The organism is Pseudomonas sp. NPDC087612 (assembly GCF_044743505.1).
GTDB lineage: Bacteria > Pseudomonadota > Gammaproteobacteria > Pseudomonadales > Pseudomonadaceae > Aquipseudomonas.
Genome location: NZ_JBIUWO010000002.1, coordinates 370,206 through 386,751 on the forward strand (window position 1 = coordinate 370,206; position 16,546 = coordinate 386,751).

The following is a 16,546-nucleotide window of genomic DNA, read 5'->3' on the forward strand; positions in this document are numbered from 1 at the left end:
TGTGCAACGCTTGAGTGAAGTCGAAAACGAGCTGCTGATTTTGTTTCGCCAGTTGTCCCCGGTGGACCAGGGCTGCGTACAGCGTGTAGCCCAGGTGCTGTGCCTGGGAGCGCAAGAAGCTGAGCGGGGACGCTGCCGAATACCTGAGTCGGCCTGAATGTTTGATCAAAGGATGTGTGATGTTGCAGTTATCCAACGCGGTGCAGATCCCGGACGACGAGATCGAGTTGACTGCCATCCGCGCCCAGGGCGCCGGCGGGCAGAACGTCAACAAGGTCTCCAGCGCCGTGCACCTGCGTTTCGACACCCAGGCTTCGTCATTGCCGCCGTTCTACAAGGAGCGTCTGCTGGCGCTGAGCGACAGCCGCATTACCCGGGACGGGGTGATCATCATCAAGGCCCAGCAGTATCGAACCCAGGAGCAGAACCGCGCCGATGCCCTGGAGCGCCTGCGCGAACTGATTCTCTCGGCGACCAAAGTGGAAAAGGCGCGGCGCCCGACCCGGCCGACCCTGGGCTCGAAAACCCGGCGCCTGGACACCAAGAGCAAGCGCGGCGTCATCAAGGCCGGGCGCGGCAAGATCGATTACTGAGACAAATGCCGCGGCGGTTGCAGGCGGGCCTGGCGGTACAGATACAGGCTCAATAGCAGGCCGCAGAACGAGGCGCCGGCGGCAAAGACAAAGATCGAGGCAAAGCCGAAGCCGGCGGCAATTGCCCCGGCCAACGGGCCGGTGATGCCCAGCGACAGGTCAATGAACAGCGAATAGGCGCCCACGGCCGCCCCGCGGTTGGAGGCGGATACCAGGTTCACCGCTTCGACCCCCAGGGCCGGAAACACCAGCGAGAAACCAAAGCCGCTCAACGCCGCACCGGCCAGGGCCAGCTCGGCGCTCGGTGCCTGCCAGAGCAACAGCAGGCCGAGGGTTTCTACCGACAGGCAGGCGATCGCCACCCGGTACCCGCCTATGCGATTGATCAGATTGCCAAACAGCAGTCGCGCGCCAATGAAGCAGGCGCCGAACAGGCTCAGGCACAGGGCCGCGTTGTTCCAGTTGTGGCTGGCATAGTACAGGGTGACGAAGGTGGCGATGGTGCCAAAGCCGATCGAGCCCAGGGCCAGCCCTGAGCCATGGCCGAATATCCGCCCGAGCACGTGCAGGAACGGCAGGCGTTCACCCGCCACTACCGGGGCGGCGGTTTTCGGCCAGGCCAGCGCCAAACCCAGTACGCACAGCAGTAAAATGCTGGCGCCCATGCTCCACAGGCCGAAGCGTTGCACCAGTTCCACGCCCAGCGGCGCGCCGATGGCCAGCGCGCCGTAACTGGCGATGCCGTTCCAGGAGATTACCTTGGCGGTGTGTTGCGCGCCGACCCGGCCAATGCCCCAGCCAATGGAGCCCGAACCCACCAGGCTTTCGGCGCTGCCCAGCACCAGGCGCCCGACCAGCAGGCTGGCCAGGCTCAGCCAGGGTGCATGTTGCAGCCACGCCGAAAGCAGCATGAACACGCCGCTCAAGCCGCAACCGGCCAGGCCATAGAGCACCGCGCGCTTGCTGCCCAGGTTATCGATGAGGCGGCTGGCGTAGGGGCGGCTGAGCAGGGTGGCCAGGTACTGGACGCTGATCACCAGGCCCGCGACTACGGCGCCGAAGCCCAGGTCGTTGTGCACATAGCCAGGCAAAACGGCCAGGGGAATGCCGATGTTCAGGTAGCCGATAAAGGTAAACAGGACGATGGAGACGACTTGCAGGGTGACCGCAAGGGGGCGCGGTGAGTCGGGCATGGGCGGGCTTTCGTAAAGGGGAATTCTTGACGGTGTGAAAACGTGTTGACGGGGTGGTCCCTGCATCAGCCGTTTTCACACAGTCTGATCGTTGCGCGAGTTATTCCTGGTCGGCGCTGGAAGTTTCGTCGCCGTCGTAGTCAGCCTGGGCTGGTTCGGCGCTGTGAGTGGCAGGAGTCTGCTCTTCTGGGTTCAGGCTTGGGAAGGGAAGATTCGGGATTTCATGCATCTCGTCGTTCCTCGCAAGTGTGTGGAAAGGCTGCGCAAGGCGCGCATGGGCTTGTGAAAGCCTGTGCAGGATACAGGAGTCTGAATGACAGTATGAATTTTCCTGCCGATTGGTGTTGAAGGTCGGCGGATCTTCCGGGGCTGTTGCGCAGCCGATCGCTGGCAAGCCAGCTCCCACAAGGTCCGGTGTATGCATGACCTGTGGGAGCTGGCTTGCCAGCGATGCTTTTAGCGACAGACGTCGGCGATGGCCGCAGCCAGTGCTTCAAGGCGTGCCGCATCGGCGCCGGCGATGTTCGCCCGGCCAGTGCCAACCATGTACACGCTGTGGCGCTCACGCAGTTGCTTGACCTGCTCCGGTGACAAGCCGGTGTAGGAGAACATCCCGCGTTGCTCGGCGATGTGCGCGAAACGTTCGCTCAGGCCGTGGGGCGCCAGGGCCTCGACCAGACCGACCCGCAGCTCGGCAATGCGCTGGCGCATGGCCTCGACTTCTTCGACCCACAGGCGCTTGAGGTCGGCGTCGCCAAGAATCTGCGCCACCACCGCCGCGCCATGATCCGGTGGTGTCGACCACAGGTTGCGCGCCAGCAATGCCAGTTGACTACGCACATCCAGCAGCTTGTCGGCATCGTGGCTGCACACCAGCAGAGCGCCGGTGCGGTCGCGATAGAGGCCGAAGTTCTTCGAGCAGGAACTGGTAATCAGCAGCTCAGGCAGTTCGGCGGCGAACAGCCGTACCGCCCAGGCGTCTTCTTCCAGACCATCGCCAAAGCCCTGGTAGGCGAAGTCGATCAACGGCAGCAACTCACGGCGGCGCACCACCTCGAGCACGGCGCGCCAGTCGTCCTGGCTCAGGTCGAATCCGGTCGGGTTGTGGCAGCAGGCGTGCAGCAACACTACGTCGCCCTTGGGCGCAACTTCCAGGGCGGCCAGCATCCCGGCGACGTTCAGACGGTTGTCGGTGCCGACATAGGGATAGTGGCTGACCTTGAGGCCGGCGCCGGCGAAGATGGTTTCGTGGATTGGCCAGGTCGGATCACTCAGCCAGATACCGCGGCCCGGCAGGCAGTGTTCGATGAACTCCGCCGCCAGGCGCAGGGCACCGGTGCCGCCCGGGGTCTGGGTGGCGCCGGCGCGCTGCTGGCTGAGCAGCGACGAATCACTGCCCAGTACCAGTTCGCTGATCAGTCGGCCAAATGCCGCATCGCCATGACCGCCGACGTAGCTCTTGCTGGCCTGTTGCTCAAGCAGGCGCTGTTCAGCCTGTTTGACCGCGGCCGGAATCGGCGTCAGGCCCTGGGCATCCTTGAACACGCCGACACCGAGGTCGAACTTGTTCGGGTTGCTGTCCTTGGCATACGCCTCCATCAGCCCGAGGATCGGATCGCCGGGTACGCGCCCGATGGCGCCGAAGTGCATTACTTGCGGCCTTCTGCGGTGCTGGCGACCTCGTCGGTGCGCGCGGCCATGATGAAGTCGTTACGGTGCAGGCCCTTGATCGAGTGGCTCCACCAGGTCACGGTGACTTTGCCCCATTCGGTCAGCAGGCCTGGGTGATGGCCTTCGGCTTCGGAGATTTCGCCAACGGCGTTGGTGAAGGCCAGGGCGTGCTTGAAATTCTTGAACAGGAAAACTTTTTCCAGCTGCATGATGCCGTCACGGACTTCGATGTTCCAATCCGGGATCTGCTTGATCAGTACCGGCAGTTCTTCGTCGCTGACCTGTGGAGCATCGGCACGGCAGGCTTCGCAGTGGGCTTGGTTCAAGGCGTTCATAAGGTTTTCCGCAAGTGGTTTGTTATTGGTTTGCAAGGTCGCTCAGGCGGCGACCTTGGGTGGAAATTTCGGTGCGTGCAGGCCCATCTTCATTGCCGTGTGGACCATGCCCATGATGTCTTCGTGGGCCAGGTCGAACAGGCGCTTGAGGTTGGGCAGGGCGAAGTACAGCGGCTGCAGGATATCAATGCGGTACGGCGTGCGCATGGCTTCCAGCGGATCGAACGCCTGGTGCTCGGGCTCGCCGGACAGGCTGTAGACGGTCTCTTTCGGTGAAGAAAGAATGCCGCCGCCGTAGATCTTGCGGCCTTGCGGGGTGTCGACCAGGCCAAACTCGATGGTCATCCAGTAGAGGCGGGCGAGGTACACGCGCTCTTCCTTGGTGGCCTGCAGGCCGAGCTTGCCATAGGTGTGGGTGAATTCGGCGAACCAGGGGTTGGTCAGCAGTGGGCAATGGCCGAAGATCTCGTGGAAAATGTCCGGCTCTTGCAGGTAGTCGAGTTCTTCTTCGGTACGAATGAAGGTGGCTACCGGAAAGCGCTTGCTGGCCAGCAGTTCGAAAAAGGTCTGGAAGGGGATCAGGGCAGGTACCCGGGCAACTTGCCAGCCGGTGGTGGCGCCCAGCACCTTGTTGATCTCACCCAGCTGCGGGATGCGGTCGTGAGGCAGGCCCAGCTGGTCGATGCCGTCCAGGTATTCCTGGCACGCGCGGCCTTCGATCACCTTCAATTGACGGGTAATCAGGGTGTTCCACACCGCATGTTCCTGCTGCGGGTAGTCGATAAAACCCTGCGCATCGGGCTCGCGAGCCACGTATTGCGTCTGTTTCATGCTGCTCTCCTGCTGAGGGCCATTCTTGTTATGTGTTCAAGCCATTGCCCCTAGTGATAACCCGCATTTCTCTGGTTTGCAGCGTCCTGACGGCAGCTTCGCGCTCGAACCGCTCCGGATTTTGTAACGATAACTTTACAAAATGGCCGGCATCCCGAAAAAACGGACGCTTTAATCCTTGAAACTGCGGCTATCTGTCACATAATCTTTACGACTATTCTTCGGTCGCTGCAAAAACTTGCTTACCGTGGCGCGTACCAGACCTTCTTGTAGGACATTTCATGCGTATTAAAGTGCATTGCCAGAACCGCATCGGCATCCTGCGCGACATTCTCAACCTGCTGGTGGAGTACGGCATCAACGTCGCCCGCGGTGAGGTCGGTGGCGAGCATGGCAATGCCATCTATCTGCACTGCCCGAACCTGATCAACCTGCAGTTCCAGGCCCTGCGGCCGAAATTCGAATCGATCGCCGGGGTGTTCGGGGTCAAGCGCGTCGGCCTGATGCCCAGCGAGCGTCGGCACATGGAGCTCAATGCCTTGCTTGGCGCGCTGGATTTCCCGGTGCTGTCGATCGACATGGGCGGCTCCATTGTGGCTGCCAACCGCGCTGCGGCGCAGCTGCTCGGGGTGCGTGTCGACGAGGTGCCGGGCATTCCGCTGTCGCGTTATGCCGAGGATTTTGACCTGCCGGAGCTGGTGCGGGCGAACAAGTCGCGCATCAACGGCCTGCGGGTCAAGGTCAAGGGCGATGTGTTCCTCGCTGATATTGCGCCGCTGCAGTCCGAGCACGACGACAGCGAGGCCCTGGCGGGTGCAGTGTTGACCCTGCACCGCGCCGACCGCATAGGCGAGCGCATCTATAACGTGCGCAAGCAGGAGTTGCGTGGCTTCGACAGCATCTTCCAGAGTTCGCGGGTGATGGCTGCGGTGGTGCGCGAAGCGCGGCGCATGGCGCCGCTGGATGCACCATTGCTGATCGAAGGCGAGACCGGCACCGGCAAGGAGTTGCTGGCCCGTGCCTGTCACCTGGCCAGCCCCCGTGGCCAGGCGCCGTTGATGGCGCTCAACTGCGCCGGCTTGCCCGAGTCCATGGCCGAGACCGAACTGTTCGGTTACGGCCCGGGGGCGTTTGAAGGCGCGCGGGCCGAGGGCAAGCTGGGGCTGCTGGAACTGACGGCAGGCGGCACGCTGTTCCTCGATGGCGTCGGTGAGATGAGTCCTCGCCTGCAGGTAAAACTGCTGCGTTTTCTGCAGGACGGCTGCTTTCGTCGGGTAGGCAGTGATGAAGAGGTGTACCTGGATGTGCGGGTCATCTGTGCCACCCAGGTCGATCTGTCCGAGTTGTGCGCCCGTGGCGAATTCCGCCAGGACCTTTACCACCGCCTCAACGTGCTGTCGCTGCATATTCCGCCGCTGCGCGAATGCCTGGACGGCTTGCCGCCGCTGGTCGAGCACTTTCTTGACCAGGCCAGCCGGCAGATCGGTTGCCCGCTGCCCAAGCTTGCGCCAGCGGCCATGGAGCGTTTGAGCCAGTACCACTGGCCGGGCAACGTGCGGCAACTGGAGAACGTGCTGTTTCAGGCCGTGTCGCTATGTGACGGCGGGGTGGTCAAGACTGAACATATTCGCCTGCCGGACTACGGCGGCCGGCAACCCTTGGGCGAGTTTTCCCTTGAGGGCGACCTGGGGCAAATAGTCGGGCGTTTCGAGAAGGCAGTACTGGAGCGCTTGATGAGCGAATTTCCCAGCAGTCGGGCGCTGGGTAAACGCTTGGGAGTTTCCCACACCACTATTGCCAACAAGTTGCGTGAACATGCAGTCGGCAAATCGGATTAATTAATCTGGCGTTAATAAAGTATGGGTAATACAGGCAGGTTATTAGTTGCAGGTGTACTGTCCAAATAGTGCAGCGCGCCTCGTTGAATGCCAACCGAGGCGCTGCAGGCGGTCAACCCGTTGGATCAACCGTTCGAGCACCCGTTACCCATCACCCGGTACTCGAGAATGTGGCGCTTGCCCTGGGAGTCTTCGTAGGTCATGCGCGCCGGGACCACTTCGCAGACATTCGGCACTTCGCTCATGGAAATGACCTTGGCGATGTCCAGATGTTGCGAGTAACTGTACTGTTCAACCGGAATCTGCTCGGCGCCGCCATTTGCAACTTCGTCGGCCATCGCCACGCTGCAAAGACTACCCAGTGCCAATACCAGTAAAGCTTTCATCTTCATTTTTACCTGTCTAAGGTCGTAAGGGGGCACGCAGCGCTTGTGGCGCCGCGTGTACAGCAGGATCAACTATCACGATTATTTGCCGATTAACTTCCCTTCGTGGGGGGCTACAAGAAAGTTAATCGTGGTGCCGTTGCTGGCGAGGTGAATTCTAGGAGTGCGGCCTGCGCTTAAACAGCCACGGTTTTGATAAACACTGTTGGCAGAAACTGTAACAATCGCCTGGCAGACTGCCGGGTAATTTTATTTTTTCGCCGTGCAGACCCGGCCTTGAGCCTTCGCGGTTTGTCGCAGGGAGAAAAGACCAGGGCGTTACTACCAACGTCGAATGGCCGGCGCAGTCTGGTACAGTTACAACGAGGTCATACAAAAACAACTATTACACCGAGGTAACAAAGATGAGTGCGGCTCCCCTGTATCCCGTTCGTCCCGAGGTTGCGGCCAAGACGTTGACCGACGAGGCGACCTACAAGGCCATGTACCAGCAGTCGGTGATCAACCCGGACGGCTTCTGGCGCGAGCAGGCTCAGCGCCTCGACTGGATCAAGCCTTTCACCAAGGTCAAGCAGACCTCCTTCGACGACCACCATGTCGATATCAAATGGTTTGCTGACGGCACTCTGAACGTTTCCTACAACTGCCTGGACCGCCATCTGGCCGAGCGCGGCGATCAAGTCGCGATCATCTGGGAAGGCGACGACCCCTCCGAACACCGCAACATCACCTACCGTGAACTGCACGAGCAAGTGTGCAAGTTCGCCAACGCCCTGCGTGGCCAGGATGTGCACCGCGGTGACGTGGTCACCATCTATATGCCGATGATCCCCGAGGCCGTGGTCGCCATGCTGGCTTGCGCCCGCATCGGTGCGATCCACTCGGTGGTGTTCGGCGGCTTCTCGCCCGAGGCACTGGCCGGGCGCATCATCGACTGCAAGTCGAAGATCGTCATCACCGCTGACGAAGGTCTGCGTGGCGGTCGTCGCACCGCACTCAAAGCCAACGTCGACCTGGCCCTGACCAACCCCGAAACCAGCAGCGTGCAGAAGATCATCGTCTGCAAGCGCACCGGTGGCGACATCGCCTGGCACCAGCACCGCGACATCTGGTACGAAGACCTGATGAAGGTTGCCTCCAGCCACTGCGCGCCGAAGGAAATGGGCGCCGAAGAAGCGCTGTTTATCCTCTACACCTCCGGCTCCACCGGCAAGCCCAAGGGCGTGCTGCACACCACCGGCGGCTACATGGTCTACGCCGCGCTGACCCATGAACGGGTGTTCGACTACCGTCCGGGCGAAGTCTACTGGTGCACCGCCGACGTCGGCTGGGTCACCGGCCACAGCTACATCGTCTACGGCCCGCTGGCCAACGGCGCGACCACCGTGCTGTTCGAAGGCGTGCCGAACTATCCGGACATCACTCGCGTGTCGAAGATCATCGACAAGCACAAGGTCAACATCCTCTACACCGCGCCGACCGCCATCCGCGCGATGATGGCTGAAGGTCAGGCTGCCGTCGCCGGTGCCGATGGTTCCAGCCTGCGCCTGCTGGGCTCGGTGGGCGAGCCGATCAACCCGGAAGCCTGGAACTGGTACTACCACACCGTCGGCAAGGAGCGTTGCCCGATCGTCGACACCTGGTGGCAGACCGAAACCGGGGGCGTGCTGATCAGCCCGCTGCCAGGCGCTACCGCGCTCAAGCCGGGTTCGGCGACCCGTCCGTTCTTTGGTGTGGTGCCGGCCCTTGTGGATAACCTTGGCAACCTGATCGAAGGCGCCGCCGAAGGCAACCTGGTGATCCTCGATTCCTGGCCGGGCCAGTCGCGCTCGCTGTACGGTGACCACGACCGCTTCGTCGACACCTACTTCAAGACTTTCCGCGGCATGTACTTCACGGGTGACGGTGCCCGTCGCGACGAAGACGGCTACTACTGGATCACCGGCCGCGTCGATGACGTGCTCAACGTCTCCGGCCACCGCATGGGCACCGCCGAGATCGAAAGTGCCATGGTCGCCCACCCGAAAGTCGCCGAGGCCGCAGTGGTTGGCGTGCCGCACGACATCAAGGGGCAGGGCATCTATGTCTACGTCACCCTCAATGGTGGCGTCGAGCCAACCGAGCAACTGCGCCTGGAGCTGAAGAACTGGGTGCGCAAGGAAATCGGCCCGATTGCCTCGCCGGATGTCATCCAGTGGGCGCCCGGCCTGCCGAAAACCCGCTCGGGCAAGATCATGCGCCGCATCCTGCGCAAGATCGCCACGGCCGAGTACGATGGCCTGGGTGATATCTCGACCCTGGCCGATCCGGGTGTGGTGCAGCACCTGATCGATACCCACAAGGACATGAGCAAGGCTTCGGCCTAAAGGTATCGCGGGGCAAGCCCGCTCCTACACAGCGATCGGGTCCACGCAAAGCCCTGCCGGGTTACTCCGGCGGGGCTTTGTGCTTTCTGTTACTTCGACAATCATCGGTAACCCTTCTGTCACCGCTTTCGCACAAAAGCGGGGCATTGCGAAACGCCACCGTACGTTTTCAGGGCATTTCAGCCACCCGTTTTCGCCTGCTGAAACGCTGCGCTTGCCGGATTAGAAGGCTTTGCCAATAATAGGCCCGCTTATTGCTTCATTGATTGGTTATTTGTCTTTTGCTTTTGCATATTCCGTGAAAGCTGTCAATATCTGCGCCCCCGCGTTCCTGCGCTTCTGTAACTAGTTGTCGCATTGAAGAAATATCGGCTTCGGAGCTGTCGTTAAAATGCCGATCACTCGCTCGTCGCGTCTGCTTCAATGCCGACCCTGCGCAGCTCGCGTTGTACCCATTCGCATATCGGGCAGTTCTCAACCCTGCCTCGTATTGCCCTTTACCGATGGAGTTCCAGATGAAGAAACTCGCACTGCTTGGCGCCCTGGCGCTGTCCGTGTTTTCCCTGGCAGCGCTGGCTGATGAGAAACCGTTGAAAATCGGGATCGAGGCCGCCTACCCACCGTTCGCTTTCAAGCAGCCTGATGGCAGCATCGCCGGCTTCGACTACGACATCGGTAATGCCCTGTGCGAAGAAATGAAGGCCAAGTGCACCTGGGTCGAGCAAGAGTTCGATGGCCTGATCCCGGCGCTGAAAGTGCGCAAGATCGACGCCATCCTGTCGTCCATGTCGATCACCGACGATCGCAAGAAGTCCGTGGACTTCACCGGCAAGTACTACCTGACCCCGGCACGCCTGGTGATGAAGGAAGGTACTGCGGTCAGCGAAGGCCTGACTGAGCTCAAGGGCAAGAAGATCGGCGTGCAGCGCGGCTCGATCCACGATCGCTTCGCCAAGGAAGTGTTCGGTGCGCAAGGCGCCACCATCGTTCCTTACGGCACCCAGAACGAAATCTACCTGGACGTCGCCGCTGGCCGTCTGGATGGCACCGTCGCCGATGCTACGCTGTTGGAAGACGGTTTCCTGAAGACTGACGCCGGTAAAGGCTTCGCCTTCGTTGGCCCATCGTTCACCGACGCCAAGTACTTCGGTGACGGCATCGGTATTGCCGTGCGCAAAGGCGACAAGGCCAACCTGGATCGCATCAACGCTGCCATCGCGGCCATTCGTGCCAACGGCAAGTACAAGCAGATTCAGGACAAGTACTTCAACTTCGACATCTACGGCCCAGACGCCAAGTAAATCGTCGACGTTTCACCTGTTCAATGGTGCAAGCAGCAGAGACTCTGAGGTTTGCACCATTTTTTCATCCCTAAGGTCGAGGACCTCATCATGTTGAAAGGCTACGGGGCAGTCATCCTCGACGGAGCGTGGCTGACGCTACAGCTCGCCTTGTCGTCCATGGCCCTGGCCATCGTGCTCGGTCTGATCGGTGTGGCGCTGCGTTTGTCGCCAGTGCGCTGGCTGGCCTGGCTCGGCGATCTGTATTCCACCGTGATCCGCGGGATTCCCGATCTGGTTTTGATCCTGCTGATCTTCTACGGCGGCCAGGATCTGCTCAATCGCGTCGCGCCGCTACTGGGCTTTGACGACTACATCGACCTCAATCCGCTGATGGCGGGTATCGGCACCTTGGGCTTCATCTTTGGTGCCTATCTGTCGGAAACCTTCCGCGGGGCGTTCATGGCCATTCCCAAGGGGCAGGCCGAAGCCGGCATGGCCTATGGCATGAGCAGCCTGCAAGTGTTCTTCCGGGTGCTGGTGCCGCAGATGATTCGCCTGGCGATCCCCGGCTTCACCAACAACTGGCTGGTCCTGACCAAGGCAACCGCACTGATTTCGGTAGTGGGCCTGCAGGACATGATGTTCAAGGCCAAGCAGGCGGCCGATGCCACCCGCGAACCTTTCACCTTCTTCCTGGCGGTAGCGGCGCTGTACCTGGTGATCACCAGTGTTTCGCTGCTGGCCCTGCGTTACCTCGAGAAGCGCTACTCGGTTGGCGTAAAGGCGGCTGATCTATGATTTTCGACTACAACGTCATCTGGGAAGCGCTGCCGCTGTACCTGAGCGGCCTGCTGACCACCCTCAAGCTGCTGGCGCTGTCGCTGCTGTTCGGTTTGCTGGCGGCGATCCCGCTGGGCCTGATGCGGGTCTCCAAGCAGCCTTTGGTGAACATGAGCGCCTGGCTCTATACCTACGTGATCCGCGGCACGCCGATGCTGGTGCAGCTGTTTCTGATCTACTACGGCCTGGCCCAGTTCGAAGCGGTGCGTGAAAGCTTCCTCTGGCCGTGGCTGTCCAGTGCAACCTTCTGTGCCTGCCTGGCCTTTGCCATCAACACCAGCGCCTATACCGCCGAGATCATCGCCGGCAGCCTCAAGGCCACGCCCCATGGCGAGATCGAGGCGGCCAAGGCCATGGGCATGTCGCGGGTCAAGATGTACCGCCGCATCCTCCTGCCATCGGCCCTGCGCCGGGCGCTGCCGCAGTACAGCAACGAAGTGATCATGATGCTGCAGACCACCAGCCTGGCGTCGATCGTCACCCTGATCGACATCACCGGTGCGGCGCGCACGGTCAACGCCCAGTACTACCTGCCGTTCGAGGCCTACATCACGGCCGGCGTGTTCTACCTGTGCCTGACCTTCATTCTGGTGCGCCTGTTCAAGCTGGCTGAGCGCCGCTGGCTGGGCTACCTGGCGCCGCGCAAGCACTGACGGCCTGCGCCCACTTTTTCGCCCTGAGCGTTAGCTCAAGACTGACTGCTTTGTGAGAATCGACAGCATGTACAAACTCGAAATCCAAGACCTGCATAAACGCTACGGCAGTCACGAAGTGCTCAAGGGCGTGTCCCTGGCGGCCAAGGCAGGCGACGTGATCAGCATCATCGGCTCCAGCGGTTCGGGCAAAAGTACCTTCCTGCGCTGCATCAACCTGCTCGAGCAGCCGCACGCGGGCAAGATCCTGCTCAACAACGAAGAGTTGAAGCTGGTAGCCAACAAGGATGGCGCGCTCAAGGCCGCTGATCCCAAGCAGCTGCAGCGCATGCGTTCGCGCCTGTCGATGGTGTTCCAGCACTTCAACCTGTGGTCGCACATGACCGCGCTGGAAAACATCATCGAAGCGCCGGTGCACGTGCTCGGCATGTCGAAGAAAGACGCCCTGGAAAAAGCCGAGCACTACCTGGCCAAAGTCGGTGTCGCCCACCGCAAGGACGCCTATCCTGGGCATATGTCCGGTGGTGAGCAGCAGCGCGTGGCGATTGCCCGGGCGCTGGCCATGGAGCCGGAAGTGATGCTGTTCGACGAGCCGACCTCGGCGCTCGACCCGGAGCTGGTTGGCGACGTGCTCAAGGTCATGCAGTCGCTGGCACAGGAAGGCCGGACCATGGTCGTGGTCACCCACGAAATGGGCTTTGCCCGTGAGGTGTCGAACCAGCTGGTGTTCCTGCACAAGGGCCTGGTGGAAGAGAGCGGCAACCCGCGCGAAGTGCTGGTCAATCCGCAGTCGGAACGTCTGCAGCAGTTCCTCTCGGGCAGCTTGAAGTAAGATTGCCGCTTTGCACCAAAATGGGTCATGCTGCGTATCAAGCGCAGCCTGACCAGGCTCTAACTTCTTGACCTCTCTCAGGTTTCGGACCGCATCCCATGACCACCCAGCGAATCGGTTTTCTCATCTGGCCCAGCACCAAAGCCCTGACCCTGGCGCTGGCCGAGGAGGTGTTGCGGGTAGCACAGAAGGTTCATCCGGAAGTGGTCTACGAGTTGTCCTTCCTGCAGGCCGAAGCGCATGGCGAGGGTGCCTGGCGCCTGCCGGGCGAGCCGTGGGCGGGCAAGCTCGAAGGCTGTCAGAAGCTGTTTTTGCTGGCGGACGAGCCGCCGCAGGCCGTGGCCTCGAGCCTGGCCAGCGCACTCAAGCAACTGGTGCGTGCCGGTTGCGTGGTCGGCGGCTTGTCGGCGGGGGTCTATCCGTTGGCGCAACTGGGCCTGCTCGATGGTTACCGGGCCGCAGTGCACTGGCGCTGGCAGGATGATTTCGCCGAGCGTTTCCCCAAGGTCATCGCCACCAGCCACCTGTTCGACTGGGACCGCGACCGCCTGACAGCGTGCGGCGGCATGTCGGTGATCGACCTGTTGCTGGCGGTGCTGGCCCGCGATCATGGTGCCGAGCTTGCCGGTGCGGTGTCGGAAGAACTGGTGGTCGAGCGGATTCGCGAGGGCGGCGAGCGCCAGCGCATTCCGCTGCAGAACCGCCTGGGCTCCAGCCACCCGAAGCTGACCCAGGCCGTGCTGCTGATGGAAGCCAATATCGAAGAGCCGCTGACCACCGACGAGATCGCCCAGCATGTATGCGTCTCGCGCCGCCAACTGGAGCGGATCTTCAAGCAGTACCTCAATCGCGTGCCGAGCCAGTATTACCTGGAGCTGCGGCTGAACAAGGCCCGGCAGATGCTGATGCAGACCAGCAAGTCGATCATCCAGATCGGCCTCTCATGCGGGTTTTCTTCCGGGCCGCATTTCTCCAGCGCCTATCGCAACTTCTTCGGTGCCACGCCGCGCGAAGATCGTAACCAGCGACGAAGCAGCAGCCCGTTCGAACTGTCTTCGGTACCCGCCGAGCGCGGCTGATTTTTGATCGCGGGGCAAGTCGGGTCGCCGCGATCGAACCGCCCATACAGAATCTCCCGCATATTCCCCGCAGCGTTTAAACTGCGCCTTTGCGACCCTATTTGTCGCATTGCCGTAAGCCTTGGTAAAACAGGGTTTGGCGCTATAAGAAGTTGTCGCTTGGCGGCAAGGTCAGGCGCCGATCTGTCCTTACAATCCCCCCATCGCTCGCCAGTTCCAGGCAGGCGTTCCTCTTCAGGAGACTCCGATGTCCGCTCCGCAAGCTCCGGTGCAACGCGCCGATTTCGATCAAGTGATGGTCCCCAACTATGCACCGGCGGCTTTCATTCCCGTCCGTGGAGCGGGCTCCCGCGTGTGGGATCAGGCGGGCCGCGAGCTGATCGATTTCGCCGGCGGCATCGCCGTAAACGTGCTTGGCCATGCGCATCCGGCGCTGGTTGGCGCCCTGACCGAGCAGGCCAACAAACTGTGGCACGTGTCCAACGTGTTCACCAACGAGCCGGCCCTGCGCCTGGCGCACAAGCTGGTCGACGCGACCTTTGCCGACCGTGCGTTCTTCTGCAACTCCGGTGCCGAAGCCAACGAGGCCGCATTCAAGCTGGCCCGTCGTGTCGCCCACGACCGTTTCGGCCCCGAGAAGCACGAAATCATCGCCACCGTTAACAGCTTCCACGGTCGTACCCTGTTCACCGTCAGCGTCGGCGGCCAGCCGAAGTACTCCGACGGTTTCGGGCCGAAAATCACCGGCATCAGCCACGTGCCGTACAACGACCTGGAAGCGCTCAAGGCACAGATCTCCGACAAGACCTGTGCTGTGGTCATCGAGCCGATCCAGGGTGAAAGCGGCGTGGTCCCGGCTGACGTTGCCTACCTGCAAGGCGCCCGCGAGCTGTGCGACAAGCACAACGCGCTGCTGATCTTCGACGAAGTGCAGACCGGCGTTGGCCGTACTGGCTCGCTGTTCGCCTACCAGCACTACGGCGTGACCCCGGACATCCTCTCCAGCGCCAAGAGCCTGGGCGGCGGTTTCCCGATCGGCGCCATGCTGACCACCGAAGACCTGGCCAAGCACCTGGCCGTCGGCACCCACGGCACCACCTACGGCGGCAACCCGCTGGCTTGTGCGGTGGCCAACGCCGTGCTGGATGTGGTCAACACCCCTGAAGTGCTGGCCGGCGTCAAGGCCAAGCACCAGAAGTTCAAGGCGCGCCTGGAGCAGATCGGCGAGAAGTACGGCCTGTTCACCCAGGTACGTGGCGTTGGCCTGCTGATCGGTTGCGTGTTGTCTGAAGCCTGGAAGGGCAAGGCCAAGGACGTCTTCAACGCCGCCGAGAAAGAAGGCCTGATGGTCCTGCAAGCCGGCCCGGATGTCGTGCGTTTCGCCCCGAGCCTGGTGGTCGAAGATGCCGACATCGACGAAGGCCTGGATCGTTTCGAGCGTGCCGCGGCAAAACTGACTCAGGCCTGATTCACGCCTGCAGTCCTGTCATCGGCCCTGCGGGGCCGGTGATACCGAATTCCAGAGCAGGTGCCTGCGGGCGCCTGCTGTTTTTATCTGAGCCGGCGGATGTCGGCCTGTATACCCGAAAGGAGTGACACCATGCTGGTGATGCGCCCCGCGCAAATGGCTGATCTGGGCGAAGTGCAGCGTCTTGCCGCAGACAGCCCCATTGGTGTCACGTCCTTGCCGGATGATGCCGGTCGCCTGAGCGACAAGATTGCCGCTTCGGAAACCTCCTTCGCCGCTGAAGTCAGCTTCAACGGTGAAGAGAGCTACTTCTTTGTTCTCGAAGACAGCAGCAGCGGCAAGCTGGTCGGCTGCTCGGCCATCGTTGCCTCGGCCGGCTATTCCGAGCCGTTCTACAGCTTTCGCAACGAGACCTTCGTGCATGCGTCGCGCGAGCTGAAGATCCACAACAAGATCCACGTCCTCTCGCAGTGCCACGACCTGACCGGCAACAGCCTGCTGACCAGCTTCTACGTACTGCCGGAACTGGTCGGCAGCGGCTGGGCCGAGCTCAACTCCCGTGGCCGCCTGCTGTTCATGGCCGCCCACCCGGAGCGCTTTGCCGAATCGGTGGTGACCGAGATTGTCGGCTACAGCGACGAGCATGGTGATTCGCCGTTCTGGGACGCCATCGGGCGCAACTTCTTCGACCTCAACTACGCCGAGGCCGAGCGCCTGTGCGGCCTCAAGAGCCGGACCTTCCTGGCCGAGCTGATGCCCCATTACCCGATCTACGTGCCTCTGCTGCCGGACGCCGCGCAGGAGGCCATGGGCCAGGTGCATCCGCGGGCGCAGATCACCTTCGACATCCTGATGCGCGAAGGCTTCGAGACCGATCACTACATCGACATTTTCGACGGCGGCCCGACCCTGCATGCGCGGGTTTCCGGGATCCGCTCGATTGCCCAGAGCCGGGTGATGCCGGTCAAGCTGGACGACTCTGCCAGCAAGGGCGGGCGCCCGTACCTGGTCAGCAATGGCCAGTTGCAGGACTACCGCGCAGTGCTGCTGGAGCTCGACTGGGCCCCCGGTAAGCCGGTCAGCCTCAGTCTTGAAGCCGCCGAAGCCCTGGGCGTCGGCGAAGGCGCCAGCGTGCGTCTGGTCGCGGTTTGATCCCTGCGGTTCGATAATCGAGCACC

At 61.7% G+C, this 16,546-nt stretch carries 16 protein-coding genes; 10 read left to right on the forward strand and 6 right to left on the reverse strand.

Going from position 1 to position 16,546, the window contains the following annotated elements; translation table 11 throughout:
* Positions 1–179 precede the first annotated feature (179 nt).
* Complete coding sequence (gene arfB / locus ACIOVF_RS05350; protein WP_045200136.1) at positions 180–593, forward strand: alternative ribosome rescue aminoacyl-tRNA hydrolase ArfB; 414 nt, start codon at positions 180–182, stop codon at positions 591–593.
* On the opposite strand, the gene ACIOVF_RS05355 is transcribed toward arfB, so the two are convergent.
* From ACIOVF_RS05355 to phhA, 5 genes are all read right to left on the reverse strand, one after another.
* On the reverse strand, positions 587–1,786 hold the full coding sequence (locus tag ACIOVF_RS05355) for an MFS transporter (protein ID WP_045200137.1): 1,200 nt from the start codon (positions 1,784–1,786) through the stop codon (positions 587–589). The genes arfB and ACIOVF_RS05355 overlap by 7 nt on opposite strands.
* A gap of 100 nt (positions 1,787–1,886) precedes the next feature.
* The gene (locus ACIOVF_RS05360; protein WP_401288248.1) at positions 1,887–2,180 is read right to left on the reverse strand and encodes a hypothetical protein; all 294 of its coding nucleotides are present in this window, start codon (positions 2,178–2,180) and stop codon (positions 1,887–1,889) included.
* Between the two features lie 62 nt (positions 2,181–2,242).
* Complete coding sequence (locus tag ACIOVF_RS05365; protein ID WP_045200140.1) at positions 2,243–3,436, reverse strand: amino acid aminotransferase; 1,194 nt, start codon at positions 3,434–3,436, stop codon at positions 2,243–2,245.
* Positions 3,436–3,792, reverse strand: a complete 357-nt coding sequence (locus ACIOVF_RS05370; RefSeq protein WP_036994257.1) for a 4a-hydroxytetrahydrobiopterin dehydratase — start codon at positions 3,790–3,792, stop codon at positions 3,436–3,438. The genes ACIOVF_RS05365 and ACIOVF_RS05370 overlap by 1 nt, the downstream gene beginning before the upstream one ends.
* A gap of 42 nt (positions 3,793–3,834) precedes the next feature.
* Positions 3,835–4,623: a phenylalanine 4-monooxygenase gene (gene phhA, locus ACIOVF_RS05375; protein WP_401288047.1), complete on the reverse strand. Its 789-nt coding sequence runs from the start codon at positions 4,621–4,623 to the stop codon at positions 3,835–3,837.
* Positions 4,624–4,904: 281 nt separating this feature from the next.
* Here phhA and ACIOVF_RS05380 point away from each other — a divergent pair, with 281 nt between their 5' ends.
* Positions 4,905–6,461, forward strand: coding sequence for a sigma-54-dependent phenylalanine hydroxylase transcriptional regulator PhhR (locus ACIOVF_RS05380; RefSeq protein ID WP_045200146.1), 1,557 nt, complete (start codon positions 4,905–4,907; stop codon positions 6,459–6,461).
* Positions 6,462–6,586: 125 nt separating this feature from the next.
* Here ACIOVF_RS05380 and ACIOVF_RS05385 read toward each other — a convergent pair whose 3' ends face one another.
* Positions 6,587–6,847, reverse strand: a complete 261-nt coding sequence (locus tag ACIOVF_RS05385; RefSeq protein ID WP_045200148.1) for a DUF2790 domain-containing protein — start codon at positions 6,845–6,847, stop codon at positions 6,587–6,589.
* A gap of 404 nt (positions 6,848–7,251) precedes the next feature.
* Here ACIOVF_RS05385 and acs point away from each other — a divergent pair, with 404 nt between their 5' ends.
* From acs to aruF, 8 genes are all read left to right on the forward strand, one after another.
* Complete coding sequence (gene acs / locus ACIOVF_RS05390) at positions 7,252–9,213, forward strand: acetate--CoA ligase (protein WP_045200150.1); 1,962 nt, start codon at positions 7,252–7,254, stop codon at positions 9,211–9,213.
* A 515-nt stretch (positions 9,214–9,728) separates the two neighbouring features.
* A complete protein-coding gene (locus ACIOVF_RS05395) occupies positions 9,729–10,514 on the forward strand; it encodes an ABC transporter substrate-binding protein (RefSeq protein WP_045200152.1) in 786 nt (261 codons plus the stop codon).
* Positions 10,515–10,604: 90 nt separating this feature from the next.
* A complete protein-coding gene (locus ACIOVF_RS05400; protein WP_045200553.1) occupies positions 10,605–11,294 on the forward strand; it encodes an ABC transporter permease in 690 nt (229 codons plus the stop codon).
* A complete protein-coding gene (locus ACIOVF_RS05405; RefSeq protein WP_045200154.1) occupies positions 11,291–11,989 on the forward strand; it encodes an ABC transporter permease in 699 nt (232 codons plus the stop codon). Before ACIOVF_RS05400 ends, ACIOVF_RS05405 begins: the two co-directional genes overlap by 4 nt.
* 67 nt (positions 11,990–12,056) lie before the next feature.
* A complete protein-coding gene (locus ACIOVF_RS05410; RefSeq protein WP_045200156.1) occupies positions 12,057–12,821 on the forward strand; it encodes an ABC transporter ATP-binding protein in 765 nt (254 codons plus the stop codon).
* A 98-nt stretch (positions 12,822–12,919) separates the two neighbouring features.
* On the forward strand, positions 12,920–13,900 hold the full coding sequence (argR, locus tag ACIOVF_RS05415) for a transcriptional regulator ArgR (protein WP_045200158.1): 981 nt from the start codon (positions 12,920–12,922) through the stop codon (positions 13,898–13,900).
* A gap of 247 nt (positions 13,901–14,147) precedes the next feature.
* Complete coding sequence (locus ACIOVF_RS05420; RefSeq protein ID WP_045200160.1) at positions 14,148–15,368, forward strand: aspartate aminotransferase family protein; 1,221 nt, start codon at positions 14,148–14,150, stop codon at positions 15,366–15,368.
* Between the two features lie 132 nt (positions 15,369–15,500).
* Positions 15,501–16,520 carry an arginine/ornithine succinyltransferase subunit alpha gene (gene aruF, locus ACIOVF_RS05425; protein ID WP_045200162.1) on the forward strand — a complete coding sequence of 340 codons (1,020 nt, stop codon included), beginning with the start codon at positions 15,501–15,503 and terminating at the stop codon, positions 16,518–16,520.
* Positions 16,521–16,546: the final 26 nt, after the last annotated feature.

Bases quoted from the DNA above. Each gene is read 5' to 3' on its own strand.
- arfB (WP_045200136.1), top strand. From the start codon at position 180: ATGTTGCAGTTATCCAACGCGGTGCAGATCCCGGACGACGAGATCGAG.
- ACIOVF_RS05355 (WP_045200137.1), bottom strand. From the start codon at position 1,786: ATGCCCGACTCACCGCGCCCCCTTGCGGTCACCCTGCAAGTCGTCTCC.
- ACIOVF_RS05365 (WP_045200140.1), bottom strand. From the start codon at position 3,436: ATGCACTTCGGCGCCATCGGGCGCGTACCCGGCGATCCGATCCTCGGG.
- ACIOVF_RS05370 (WP_036994257.1), bottom strand. From the start codon at position 3,792: ATGAACGCCTTGAACCAAGCCCACTGCGAAGCCTGCCGTGCCGATGCT.
- phhA (WP_401288047.1), bottom strand. From the start codon at position 4,623: ATGAAACAGACGCAATACGTGGCTCGCGAGCCCGATGCGCAGGGTTTT.
- ACIOVF_RS05380 (WP_045200146.1), top strand. From the start codon at position 4,905: ATGCGTATTAAAGTGCATTGCCAGAACCGCATCGGCATCCTGCGCGAC.
- ACIOVF_RS05385 (WP_045200148.1), bottom strand. From the start codon at position 6,847: ATGAAAGCTTTACTGGTATTGGCACTGGGTAGTCTTTGCAGCGTGGCG.
- acs (WP_045200150.1), top strand. From the start codon at position 7,252: ATGAGTGCGGCTCCCCTGTATCCCGTTCGTCCCGAGGTTGCGGCCAAG.
- ACIOVF_RS05395 (WP_045200152.1), top strand. From the start codon at position 9,729: ATGAAGAAACTCGCACTGCTTGGCGCCCTGGCGCTGTCCGTGTTTTCC.
- ACIOVF_RS05400 (WP_045200553.1), top strand. From the start codon at position 10,605: ATGTTGAAAGGCTACGGGGCAGTCATCCTCGACGGAGCGTGGCTGACG.
- ACIOVF_RS05405 (WP_045200154.1), top strand. From the start codon at position 11,291: ATGATTTTCGACTACAACGTCATCTGGGAAGCGCTGCCGCTGTACCTG.
- ACIOVF_RS05410 (WP_045200156.1), top strand. From the start codon at position 12,057: ATGTACAAACTCGAAATCCAAGACCTGCATAAACGCTACGGCAGTCAC.
- argR (WP_045200158.1), top strand. From the start codon at position 12,920: ATGACCACCCAGCGAATCGGTTTTCTCATCTGGCCCAGCACCAAAGCC.
- ACIOVF_RS05420 (WP_045200160.1), top strand. From the start codon at position 14,148: ATGTCCGCTCCGCAAGCTCCGGTGCAACGCGCCGATTTCGATCAAGTG.
- aruF (WP_045200162.1), top strand. From the start codon at position 15,501: ATGCTGGTGATGCGCCCCGCGCAAATGGCTGATCTGGGCGAAGTGCAG.